Annotated in this window: 6 protein-coding genes; 4 read left to right on the forward strand and 2 right to left on the reverse strand. The window is 63.6% G+C overall.

The window, feature by feature from the left end; translation table 11 throughout:
* Nucleotides 1-196 precede the first annotated feature (196 nt).
* From recC to AB5Y95_RS14475, 4 genes are all read left to right on the forward strand, one after another.
* Nucleotides 197-3541, forward strand: coding sequence for an exodeoxyribonuclease V subunit gamma (gene recC, locus AB5Y95_RS14460; protein ID WP_368161468.1), 3345 nt, complete (start codon nt 197-199; stop codon nt 3539-3541).
* Entirely contained in the window at nt 3541-7158 is a 3618-nt protein-coding gene (gene recB, locus AB5Y95_RS14465; protein WP_368161469.1) for an exodeoxyribonuclease V subunit beta, read from the forward strand. The genes recC and recB overlap by 1 nt, the downstream gene beginning before the upstream one ends.
* Nucleotides 7155-9194, forward strand: coding sequence for an exodeoxyribonuclease V subunit alpha (gene recD, locus AB5Y95_RS14470; protein ID WP_368161470.1), 2040 nt, complete (start codon nt 7155-7157; stop codon nt 9192-9194). The genes recB and recD overlap by 4 nt, the downstream gene beginning before the upstream one ends.
* Before the next feature lie 96 nt (nt 9195-9290).
* Nucleotides 9291-9887, forward strand: a complete 597-nt coding sequence (locus AB5Y95_RS14475; RefSeq protein WP_042006072.1) for a hypothetical protein — start codon at nt 9291-9293, stop codon at nt 9885-9887.
* 374 nt (nt 9888-10261) lie between these two features.
* Here AB5Y95_RS14475 and AB5Y95_RS14480 read toward each other — a convergent pair whose 3' ends face one another.
* Nucleotides 10262-11206: a LysR substrate-binding domain-containing protein gene (locus AB5Y95_RS14480; protein ID WP_126880666.1), complete on the reverse strand. Its 945-nt coding sequence runs from the start codon at nt 11204-11206 to the stop codon at nt 10262-10264.
* A 678-nt stretch (nt 11207-11884) separates the two neighbouring features.
* Nucleotides 11885-12283, reverse strand: a complete 399-nt coding sequence (locus tag AB5Y95_RS14485; RefSeq protein WP_021466292.1) for a VOC family protein — start codon at nt 12281-12283, stop codon at nt 11885-11887.
* Between the last annotated feature and the right edge of the window lie 7 nt (nt 12284-12290).

The following is a 12290-nucleotide window of genomic DNA, read 5'->3' on the forward strand; positions in this document are numbered from 1 at the left end:
TTGGCCGGTGCAGTTGCACCGGCTTTTTTATGCCCGCCACATTTGCCTGCGGCAGATGACGGCGACGTGATCGGCGACAACAAGCGCCTTTTGCATCTTATCCCCCGATCCCCGACAATCCCGATACCTGTGACGTGACGGGGATCCTTGAGGTTTTCCCGCGCTGACCCCTCTTTTGCACTGGCGGGAATTGCCCATGTTTACCCTCTACCACTCCAATCAGCTGGATCTGCTCAAAGAGTTGCTGGTGAGCCGCATCCGGCAGACCCCCCTCGCTCACCCCTTCGAGCGCGAGCAGATCCTGGTGCAGAGCCCGGGCATGGCCCAGTGGCTCAAGCTGGAGCTGGCCAAGGCCTTCGGCATCGCCGCCAATATCGACTTTCCGCTGCCCGCCAGCTTTATCTGGGAAATGTTCACCCGGGTGCTGGCGGACGTGCCGCGCCAGAGCCCCTACAACAAGGGTTCCATGAGCTGGCAGCTGATGACCATCTTGCCCGCCCTGCTCGACCGCCCCGCCTTTGCGCCGCTGGCCGCCTATCTGGGCGGGGATGACGCGGAGTCATTGCAGGATCCCGCCAAGGCGCCCGAGCAGGTGCGGCTGTGGCAGCTCTGCCAGAAGGTGGCGGATCTGTTCGACCAGTATCTGGTCTATCGGCCGGACTGGATCGCCCGCTGGGAACAGGGGGAAGGGTTGAGCCAGGAGCTGGCCGGGGTGAGCGGTCAGGATTGGCAGCCGGAGCTCTGGCGCGAGCTGGTGGCTCGCACCCTGGCGCTGGCCCCCAGCGGCTACCACCGTGCCAACCTCTACGAGGAGTTTATCCACGAGCTGGAGCGCACCGCCGAGCTGCCGGGCAAGCTGCCCCGGCGGGTCTTCGTGTTCGGCATCTCGGCGCTGCCGCCGCGCTATGTGGAGGCGCTGCTGGCCCTCGGCAGCCGGGATGAGGTGGAGGTGCACCTGTTCGTCACCAACCCCTGCCGCTACTACTGGGGGGACCTGCTCGATCGCAAGACCCTGGCGCGCCTCGAAAACAAGCTCAAGCCCGGTACCGATCTCGACACCCTGCAGGGCCCCGCCAACCCGCTGCTCGCCTCCATGGGCAAGCTGGGGCGCGACTACCTGCACCAGCTGATGGAGCTGGAGGTGCCGCAGATCGAGGCCTTTGTCGATATCGACGATACCAGCTTGCTGCGCGCCATCCAGAAGGATGTGCTGGAGCTGGCCGAACGGGGGGCCGGTCAGTTCGATCTCGACAGCAGCCATCACAAGAGCCCCATAGATCCGGCCGATGGCTCCCTGCAGATCCACGCCTGTCACGGCCCGATGCGGGAGCTCGAGGTGCTGCACGACCGGCTGCTGGCGCTGTTCGAGCAAGACCCCACCCTCACCCCGAAAGACGTGGTGGTGATGATGCCGGATGTGAACAGCTACGGTCCCTATATCCAGGCGGTGTTCGGGGCGAGAGGCCAGATCCCCTTCGCGGTGTCCGATCGGGCGGCGAGCCAGGAGAGCCCGCTGCTGCAGAGCTTCCTCGCCCTGCTGAGACTCCCCAACGCCCGGCTGGGGGCCGGCGAGCTGCTCGCCATCCTCGAGGTGCCCGCCGTGCTGCGCCGCTTCGAGCTCGATGACGACGAATTCAACCAGCTGCGGCGCTGGGTGCAGGAGACCGGCATCCGCTGGGGGCTGGATGACGGCTACCCGGAGCGCTTCGATCTGCCGCGCCTCTCTGGCAACAGCTGGCTGTTCGGCCTGCGCCGCATGCTGCTCGGCTTTGCCATGGGGGATGGCGAGCCGGTGGCGGGCATCCTGCCCTACGCCGATATCGAGGGGCAGCAGGGGCTGGCGCTCGGCAAGCTCGCCTGGTTTGTCGACTCCCTGGCGGAATTTCTGCCCCGCCTGCAACAGGCGCAGTCGCTACCCGAGTGGATCGCCTGCCTCAACGAACTGCTGGAGCGCTTCTATCAGGCCGACGAGGATGAAGAGCGCCAGCTGCAGCTTATTCGCAGCCAGCTGGCGGACTGGCTCGCCCAGCTCGGCGAGGCCCGCTTCGAGCAGCCCATCAGTGCCGATTTGCTGCAGGATCACCTCGGCAGCGTGCTGGGGGAGTCCCGCTCCAGCCAGCGCTTCCTCGCCGGTCAGGTCAACTTCTGCACCCTGATGCCGATGCGCTCCATCCCCTTCAAGCAGGTCTGCCTGCTCGGCATGAACGATGGCGTCTACCCGCGCACCCTGCCCCCCATGGGGTTCGACCTGATGGCGGTGGCCGGCCGGCGCGGGGATCGCTCGCGCCGCGACGATGACCGCTACCTCTTCCTAGAGGCGCTGCTGAGCGCTCAGCAGGGGCTCTACATCAGCTATCAGGGCTTCAGTGCCCAGGACAACAGCGAGAAGGTGCCCTCCGTGCTGCTGGCCGAACTCATCGACTATGTGCGCCAGGGCTTCGTGCTGGCGGGGGATGAGGGCCTAGATGACGAGACGTCCGGCAAGCGGCTGCTCGAACACCTGATCGTCGAACACCCGCTCACCCCCTACAGTCGCAGCTACTTCTATCCAGAGGCAGGCTCCGGCCTCTTCACCTATGCCGCCGACTGGCTGCCGGCCCTGAGCCCGCAGCGCGGGGCCGCCAACTTCCAGAGCGGCGAGCTGCCGCTGCCCCCCGAATGGGGCAAGGAGCAGGGGCTGGAGCTGGCGGAGCTGCTGCGCTTCTATCGCCAGCCCGCCAAGTATTTCCTCAACCGCCGCCTCAAGGTGTGGTTCGAGCTGGACGAGGCCGAGATCGAGGACAGCGAGCCGTTCGAGCTGGACGGCCTGCAGCACTACCAGCTCAAGGCGCTGCTGCTCGATGCCCATCTGGCACAGGGGGAAAGTGAGGAGCGTCGCCAGCGCCTGCAGCTCTCCGGCCTGCTGCCCCAGGGCTGGTTCGGCAGCCTGCTGCTGGACGATCTGGACGCCGAGATGGGCAAGCTGGCGGAGAGGCTACGTCCCTGGGTGGCGGCCAATGAGGCGGACAAACAGGCGGTGGAGATCGATATCTCCCTGACCCAGGGCCAGTTGCAGGGGTGGATCGACACCCAGAAGGGGCGCTTGCTGGTGATCAAACCCGGCAGCTTCAACGGCAAGGATCTGCTGCTGGGCTGGATCCAGCACCTTTGCCTCTCCCTGAGTGATGCCCCCGGCGACACCCTGCTGTTCGACGCCAAGCAGAGCCTGCGCCTGGCCAGGCTCCCGGCAGACGAGGCTCGGCCCAAGTTGGCGGCGCTGGTGGCCCTCTGGATGCAGGGGATGAAGCGGCCGCTGCCGTTCTTCCCCAGCACCGCCTGGGAGTGGATCAAGGGGATCGAGAAGGATCCGGAGAAACCGGAGGCCGCCGACAAGGCGGCCCTCGCCCGCTTCAACGGCGGCTACATGGTGACGGGGGAGGGGCAGGACGTCTACGTCGCCCGCTGCTTCCCGGAACTCGATGACGAGGTGCTGGCCCAGCTGCAGACGCTGGCCCGCGAACACCTGACCCCGCTGCTCAAGGCGCTGGAGGAGTTGCAATAATGGCCAATCCGCTCAATACCCTGCGTTTTCCCCTCCATGGCGAGCGGCTGATCGAGGCCTCTGCCGGCACCGGCAAGACCTACACCATCGCCGGTCTCTATCTGCGCCTCTTGCTGGGCCACGGCCCGCTCATCGAAGAAGGGGAAGACGCCGGTCAGCCCAGCGCCCACGAGCGGCCCCTGTCGGTGACCGAGATCCTGGTGGTGACCTTTACCGAGGCGGCCACCGCCGAGCTGCGCGGGCGGATCCGCGGCCGCATCCACGAGGCGCGCCTCGCCTTTATGCGTGGGCAAAGCGGCGATACCCTGCTGGCCCAGCTGCTGGAGGAGGTGGAGGATCACGAGCTGGCGGCCCGCCGCCTGCTGGCCGCCGAGCGGCAGATGGACGAGGCGGCCGTCTTCACCATCCACGGCTTCTGCCAGCGGATGCTGAAACAGAACGCCTTCGAGTCGGGCGCCCTCTTCGAAACCGAATTTCTCACCGATGACAGCCAGCTCAGGCTGCAGGCGGTGAGCGACTACTGGCGCGCCGAGTTCTATCCGGTGGATAAAACCCTGGCCAGCGCGGTACGCGCGCTCTGGCCGAGCCCCGCCGCCCTGCTGCGGGAGATGAACGGTTGGCTCGACAACAGCGAGCTGGAGATGCGCCCGCCGGCAGGGGACGAGACCCTGGCCGCCCGCCATCAGGCGGCCATGGGTCGCATCGAGGCGGTGAAGGAGGCCTGGCTGGCGCAGGTGGACGAGATCCGCCGCCAGACCGACGGCCATATCAGCCGCTACACCGGCAAGAACTACGAGGGGTGGCTCGCCAAGATAGCCGACTGGGCGCAGATTGATGCCAGCGGCTACGCCATTCCCAAGGAGCTGGAGCGCTTCGGCCAGACGGTGCTGGAGGCGAACCTCAAGAAGGGGGGCGACGTGCCGACCCTGCCGCTGTTCAACGAGATCGACGAGCTGCTGGCGAGTCGCCCCGGCATCCGCGATCTTATCCTGCAGCGGGCCGCCGTGGTGGTGCGCAGCCGGATGCAGACCAGCAAGCGCCAGGCTCATCAGCTCTCGTTCGACGATCTGCTCAAAGACCTCGACGGTGCGCTGGGTTCCAGCCTTGGCGAGCGGCTCTGCGAGCGCATTCGCGCCACCTATCGGGTGGCGATGATCGATGAATTCCAGGATACCGACCCCCAGCAGTACCGTATCTTCCATCGGCTGTACGGCGGCCACCAGGACACGGCGCTGCTGATGATCGGTGACCCCAAGCAGGCCATTTACGGCTTTCGCGGCGCCGACATCTTCACCTACATTCAGGCGCGGCGAAATGTGAGCGCCCACTACACCCTGGGGCGCAACTGGCGCTCCAGCGGCGCCCTGGTGGCCGCGGTCAACGGCCTGTTCGAGCAGGCCAAGGATCCCTTTATCTACGAGGCGGATATCCCCTTCCTGCCGGTGGAGGCGCAGGGCAAGAGCAAGGCGCTGCGCCTCGACGGTGAAACCGCCCCCGTGCTGCACTGCTGGCAGCTCACCGGCCAGCCCACCTTCAACCGGGGGGACTACCAGAGCAAGATGGCCCGCGCCACGGCGGCGGAGATCCACCGCCTGCTGACCCTGGCCCGCGAGGACAAGGCGCTGATCGGCGAGACGCCGGTGAAAGCGGGCGATATTGCCGTGCTGGTGCGCACCGGTGCCGAGGGCAAGCTAGTGCAGCAGGAGCTGGCACGCCTCGCCATCGCCTCGGTGTATCTGTCGAATCGCGAGAGCGTGCTGGAACAGGTGGAGGCGCGGGAGATCCTGCTCATTCTGCACGCCTGCCAGAACCCGAGCGAGGAGAGGAGCCTGCGGGCGGCGCTCGCCACCGGCCTGTTCGATCTCGACGCCAAGGCACTCGACGAGCTTGCCAGTGACGAGCGGGCCTGGGAGAGCGCGGTGCAGGAGTTTATGGAGTACCGCAAGGTCTGGCACAAGCGCGGCGTGCTGGCCATGCTGCGGGCCCTGCTGCACCGGCGCAATCTCGCCGCATCCCTCTTGGCGAGCCCCTACGGGGAGCGGCGGCTGACCAACTTCCTCCATCTGGGGGAGCTGCTCCAGCAAGTGAGCAGCGAGCTGGACGGCGAATACGCCCTGCTGCGCTGGCTGGGGGAAGCGGTAAACCGCCAGAGCGGCCAGGATGCTGAGCAGATACTTCGCCTGGAGTCCGAGCGCAAGCTGGTGCAGATCGTCACCATCCACAAATCCAAGGGGCTGGAGTACCCGCTGGTGTTCCTCCCCTTTATCTGCAGCCACCGCAGCGCCGATACCCCCCTCTATCACGAGGCCGATGAAGCGGGCAATCGCACCATACTGGACCTCACCGGCAACGAGGATTCTCTCGCAGAGGCCGACAAGGAGCGCCTCGCCGAGGATCTGCGCCTGCTCTACGTGGCGCTGACTCGGGGCGTCTACGCCACCTGGTTGGGGCTGGCGCCGGTGCGCTCCGGCAATGGCAAGTCGGAGAAGACCGACCTGCACCAGACCGCCATCGGCTACCTGCTGCAAAAGGGCGAAGAGGGGGACGCCGCCACCCTGGCGACCGCTCTGACCGAGTTGGCGCAGGCGCTGCCCGGGGTAGCCGTCGGTGAGCCCTCGCTCACCCGTCCGGCCCCGCTGCCGGCAGAAGAGGAGCAACTGGGCGAGCCCCAGGTGCGCCGCTTTGGCGGCACCCTTGAGCGGGACTGGTGGATCAGCTCCTACACCGGTCTCGCGGCCCAGGGCCACGGTCACAGCAAGGGGGTGCTGGCCAATCCCGGCTTCGATGACGAAGTGGTGACCGAGGCGGCCGCGCTGGCTGCCGAAGAGCCAGTGCAGGCGCCCCAGCCCTCCATCTTCACCTTCCCGAAGGGGGCGCGCCCCGGCACCTTGCTGCACAGCCTGTTCGAGACCATCGACTTTCAAAGCGCGGGCGGCGAGCCGCTGGCACAGCATATCGCTACCCTGCTGGCGCAGGACGGCTTCGACGAGAGCTGGGCCCAAGTGCTGCAACAGCAGGTGGAGGCGGTGCTGGATACGCCGCTTGAAACCGCGTTACTTGCAGAGAGTGGCGAGCCGGTGCGGCTGCGGGATCTGGCCCCCGAGCGCAAGCAGGTGGAGCTGGAATTCTTCCTGCCCATGGGGCGGGTGACGGCACCGGCGTTGACCGCCCTCTGCCAGCAGCACGACCCGCTGTCGCGGGGCAACAAGCCCCTCAGCTTTGCCACCGTGCAGGGGATGCTCAAGGGCTTTATCGATCTGGTGTTCGAGTGGCAGGGGCGCTGGTATCTGCTCGACTACAAATCCAACCACCTCGGCATGAGCCCGGCCGACTACAGCCGTCCGGCGCTGGAGCAGGCCATGGTGGAGCATCGTTACGATCTGCAATACCAGCTCTACTCCCTGGCGCTGCATCGGCTGCTCGCCCTGCGTCTGCCGGGCTACGACTTCGACCAGCACTTTGGCGGGGTCTTCTATCTGTTCCTGCGTGGCATGCCGCAGGGGGGGATCTTCCATACTCGCCCCAGCCGTGAGCTGGTGCTGGGGCTGGATCGGCTGTTTAGCGAGGGGGCTACGCCCGCCCTCGCACAAGTTTCGGATAACGGGGTAGAAGCATGAAGAGCGCAATGATGATCGAACGGCTCAAGACCCTGGCGCTGGCGGGGCGCATCCGCCAGCTGGATCTGCAATTTGCCAAGCTGGTGGCCGATCTGGGCGGCAGCCCCGAGCTGGTGCTGGGGGCGGCGCTCGCCTGCTTTGAGCTGGGGCGCGGCCATGTCTGTCTGCCGCTGGAGATGTTATCTGCCGGATCCTTGCGCCCGTTCGGGCTGGATCCGGATCAGGGCCGGGATCTGCTGGCCGATCTGGCGGATCCGGCGAGCTGGCCCGCCCTGTTTGCGGCAAGCCCGCTGGTTGGCAGCGAACAGGATGAGGGGCTCGCCCCGCGCTGGCCGCTGCGGCTTTGGCACGGCCGCCTCTACCTCACCCGCTACCACGATCACGAGCAAGAGGTGGCCCGCCATCTGCGTGCGTTAAGCGAGAGGGCCGAATGGCCGGAGATCGCCCCGGCCCTGTCGCGCCTCTTTGCCCGCGACTACGGCCTGGTGTTCGCGGCCCTGCTCAAGGCCCGCCTCGCCCCCGACTTCTCGGCCCGCCACTTTATCGAGAAGTACCTGGATCTGGTGTTCCCCAACGAAGTGGAGTGGCCCGCCATCGAAGGGCTGCTGACCAGCGCCCAGGCCGCAAACGACCTGAACAAACTGGATGCGCTGGTGCCCGAGGCGCTCTGCTGCAACGGCCAGAAGCTGGCGGCGGCCACCGCGGCGGCACGCCCCTTTGCGGTGATCTCCGGCGGCCCCGGCACCGGCAAGACCACCACGGTCGCCAAGCTCCTGGCCATTCTGGTGGAGACCGGCCTGCAAGGGGGCAAGGCCCCGGCGATCCGGCTGGTGGCCCCCACCGGCAAGGCGGCGGCGCGTCTGACCGAGAGTATCGGCTCTGCCCTGCAGGCCCTGGACTTGCCCCCCGAGTGGGTGGAGGCCATCCCCACCGAGGCGGGCACTCTGCACCGGCTGCTCGGGGTTATCCCGGGGCGCAGCCAGTTCCGCCACCACGCGGGCAACCCGCTGCACCTCGACCTGCTGGTGGTGGATGAGGCCTCCATGGTGGACCTGCCGATGATGGCGCGCTTGCTGGACGCGCTGCCAAGCCACGCTCGCCTCATTCTGCTCGGTGACAAGGATCAGCTCGCCTCGGTGGAGGCGGGGGCCGTGCTCGGCGATATCTGCAGCTTTATCGAACAGGGCATCAGCCCCGCGCAGGCGGACTGGCTCTCCCGCCAGACCGGCTATCGCCTGCAGGGCACGCCCGCAGGGGCCCCGGTGCGTGACAGCCTCTGTTTGCTGGCCAAGAGCTGGCGCTTCGATCAGCACTCCGGCATCGGCCAGCTGGCGCGCGCCTGCAATGGCGGCGATGCGGCGGCGGTGGAGGCGGTTTGGGGCGCAGGATTTATGGATATCAGCCTGCATCCCTGGGCGGGGGAGGCCTACGACGAGTTGATTGCCCAGGGGGTGGCCGGTTACGGCAGCTACCTCAAGGCGGCCCGCGCGGGGGAGGAGCCCGCCGCCGTGTTCAAGGCGTTCAACGGCTTCCAGATCCTCTGCGCTCTGCGTGACGGCCCGTTCGGGGTGCTGGGGCTCAATGAGCGGCTGGAACTGGCCCTCTCACGGGCTGGCCTGATTGCCCGCGATGGCGACTGGTATGCGGGTCGCCCCGTGATGGTGGTGCGCAACGACCACGGGGTCGGCCTCTACAACGGCGATATGGGGCTCTGCCTGCCCGATGAAACTGGGCGGCTCAAGGTATGGTTTGAGCAGCCGGACGGCACCCTGCGGGCCCTCTTGCCCAGCCGGCTGCCGCCCCACGAAACCGTCTACGCCATGACCATCCACAAGTCCCAGGGCTCGGAGTTTGCCCATACAGTGCTGGTACTACCGGACAGTCCCAGCCCGCTGTTGACCCGCGAGCTGGTCTACACCGGCATCACCCGCGCCAAAGCCCGGCTCGATCTCTACGGCGATCGCGCCCTGCTGGCACAGGCCGTGCGGAAAAAGACCGAGCGTTATTCGGGATTGGCACAGAGGTTGGGGGAGTGATGGGTTGGACGGCGGTGAAGGGAGATTGCTGTTGTCTAATCATCTTTCTACATACCGAATATTGTGGTATGAGGTAATAGTGTTGGAGAAATATATATGAAGGGCAAGGCTTTGGACATGCTTTCCGAGGTAGGTGAGTTTACCTTGGATTATTTTTTAAAAGAGGGGGTTCTCAAGGATTTTCCTCTCATTGGCTCTGTGCTTAAAATACTCCAAGCAGGAAATGACATATCTAATCTTATCTTTGCGAAAAAATTGCAAGCATTTATCAGTAAGTTAAATGAACATGACATCACCGCTGTTGACGAAAACATTTTAGATAAAGAAAAGCTGAGTGAGCTTGGATGTGAGCTGATCTTCATTATTGATAATGCTCAGAACGTTAATAGGGCAGAATGGCTTGCTCAAGCGGTGATTGGCTTGAGTGAGAAACGATACGATGTAGATACATTCCAGCGTCTAATAAATGTAATTCAAAGATATAGCCCGCCTCTTTCTAAATGCATGGGGTCATATTATGCTGATATCTCGATGGGATTTGATGAGGACTATCAATATGAGCTTTCAAACTTAGGTTTACTAAAACATAATCCGATATATATAACGCAATATCATGTGACTAACTTAGGCCAGGCTATGTGGTATGTCCTAGAAAAATCTGGTGAAATAGAAAGATTGTCAAAAAACAAATAACATCTCGTATGTTGAGCTTCGCAGGCTCAGCACCAACCTACCGATTGTGTAGGTTGTGGCTGAGCGTAGCGAAGCCCAACGTTTACCGCGTAATCTCTTTTTTCCTCCCCCTCATCCCCGACCCTTCTCCTCCTTTTTTAATAAACGGGAGAAGGGAGGTTGGGCATCATTTTATATCTTTCGCACCAAGGGATTATCCGGCATTTGTAGGTTCGATTAGCGAAGCGTAATCGGACGGTCGCGTAATCGGACAATAGCGTAACCGGATGGTCGCGTAATCCGACGATCACCTAATTGGAGGCCCCCTTAAGCGGGATTTCGACAAACCAGATATTCGGGTCGTCGGATATCCACACTCTCCAACCGCCTCTGGCTTATGGTTCGGCCTGCATATCCGGTTGGCAGCCGGGGCCCTGGGCGACCTCCTCCTTGAGCCAGTCGGTAAAGCAGCGGATCCGGGTCAGTCGGGGGGAGTCGGGATCCCAGACCAGATGGTAGTCGTTGTCGGGGTTGTAGCTCTTGGTGAAGAGGCGGGTCAGCAGGCCGCTGGCGATCAGATCCCCCGCCAGCACGTTGCGGCTCAGAGCGACCCCCTTGCCGGAGAGCACCATGTCGATCGCCAGGCTGTTGTTGTTGACCTCGAAGCGCTTGATCCGGCTCAGGTCGAGCCGATAGCCCGACTCCTGCAGCCACTTCTCCCACGAGACTCCGGCGTAGTCGGGCCCGGAGACGATGACGGTGTCGTAGAGATCCTCGATACGCTGCAGCCGCTCGGCCAGGGCCGGCGAGCAGACCGGAAAGACGCACTCCCGGATCAGCAGGCAGGAGCTCAGCTCGGGGTCGACCCGGTTGCAGTAGCGGATCGCCAGATCCATGCCACCCCGGCCTATGGGTTGCACCTGGGGATTGGCGTTGAGGCGCACTTCGACCTCGGGGTGGCGTTCGACGAAGCGCCAGAGCCTCGGCATCAGCCAGCGGCTGGCGAAGGAGGGGATGACGGTGACGTTCAGCACCCCTGCCAGCGGTTCACACTCGAGGGCGGCCATGCCCTGCTCGAATGCCGCCATGCCCTGGCTGACCCAGGGGAGCAGGCGTGCACCCCGCTCGGTCAGGCGCATGTTGCGCCCCTCGCGGACAAACAGCTTGACCCCCAGACTCTGCTCCAGTCCCCGGATCTGCTGGCTGACCGCCGCCTGGGTGATGAACAGCTCCTCGGCGGCGCGGGAATAGCTGCCGTGGCGGGCCGCCGCCTCGAAGGTGTGCAGGGCACCGATCTGGGCGATGTATAACTTGCGCTTATGTGTCTGGTTAGCTTTCATCGTTGGCCTTCCTGGCCCGGATTAATAACACTCGACGTCCAATCAAACGGCGAAATCAAGGCGAGGTTATCATGGAAACGGCAGGAAGCAATCTGATCGAATCGATCATGAAAATATTGACCAGAAGGGCCGACAAGGCTCGCACATTCAAGCAGGAGAATATGCCAGACTGGTTGCGACACGATATGGGGCTACACGATGATGACAATCAAAAGCAGCATCACGCCAGAGACAGGATTAAATATTGAGACGCTGTTTTTGGTACCGCGGGCCAAATTAATATTTATTTTTCTGAATATGATATTGAGTGGCGCTGGTGTCACCCTGTCTGAAATATGGTGTTGCGCCTCAGGTGATATGATCTGGCAATTGGTAGTCCCGTATATATTTCTGCTCGAGACCCGCATCAATCAGGCTGTTGCGAAGGTGGTGGCTGAACGAAGTTCAACGTTCAACGTTTACCGTGTAATCTCTTTTTTCCTCCCCCCTCATCCCCGACCCTTCTCCCGCAAGGGGAGAAGGGAGCAAATACGCTGTCCGATTACGCTTCGCTAATCGAACCTACTTGGTTGGCTATTTTTCCTTCAACCGAATCAACATGGCTGGCGATCATATCTTCGATGCTGCTTTATCCCCTCTCCCGTTGGGAGAGGGCAGGGTGAGGGGAGATCTCTGGGATTAGATGGTCAACTCCAGCCGGTTGCCTTCCGGGTCGAGAAAGGTGCTCTCGTAATAGCCGTCGCCGGTCCAGCGGGGGCCGTCCAGGTGTTTGACCTCGGCGCCCTTGAGCAGCTTGAGGCGGGCGGTCATCTTGTCCACCTCCTCTGTGCTGCCGAGGGAGAAGGCGATATGGGCCAGCCCCTGCAGCGGGTGTGGCAGGCGCAGATCCGCCGGAAACAGGATGGGGGTGTGCATCAGCTCCAGACTGGCCCCCCCTTCGAAGCGCACGAAGTAGGAGCTGAACTGTTTGCTTGGATTGTGGTAACGCTCATTGGCCTGCCCGCCAAACAGGGTGCAGTAGAATGTTGTGAGCGCCTCCAGATCCTGCGCCCAGATGGCGACGTGATGGATATGCATGGCTGGT

It is taken from the genome of Aeromonas sp. R5-3 (genome assembly GCF_040908225.1).
In the GTDB taxonomy this organism is placed as follows: domain Bacteria; phylum Pseudomonadota; class Gammaproteobacteria; order Enterobacterales; family Aeromonadaceae; genus Aeromonas; species Aeromonas dhakensis.

What these genes read in the sequence shown, in the direction of transcription:
- recC (WP_368161468.1), top strand. Translation starts at nt 197, where the DNA reads ATGTTTACCCTCTACCACTCCAATCAGCTGGATCTGCTCAAAGAGTTG.
- recB (WP_368161469.1), top strand. Translation starts at nt 3,541, where the DNA reads ATGGCCAATCCGCTCAATACCCTGCGTTTTCCCCTCCATGGCGAGCGG.
- recD (WP_368161470.1), top strand. Translation starts at nt 7,155, where the DNA reads ATGAAGAGCGCAATGATGATCGAACGGCTCAAGACCCTGGCGCTGGCG.
- AB5Y95_RS14475 (WP_042006072.1), top strand. Translation starts at nt 9,291, where the DNA reads ATGAAGGGCAAGGCTTTGGACATGCTTTCCGAGGTAGGTGAGTTTACC.
- AB5Y95_RS14480 (WP_126880666.1), bottom strand. Translation starts at nt 11,206, where the DNA reads ATGAAAGCTAACCAGACACATAAGCGCAAGTTATACATCGCCCAGATC.
- AB5Y95_RS14485 (WP_021466292.1), bottom strand. Translation starts at nt 12,283, where the DNA reads ATGCATATCCATCACGTCGCCATCTGGGCGCAGGATCTGGAGGCGCTC.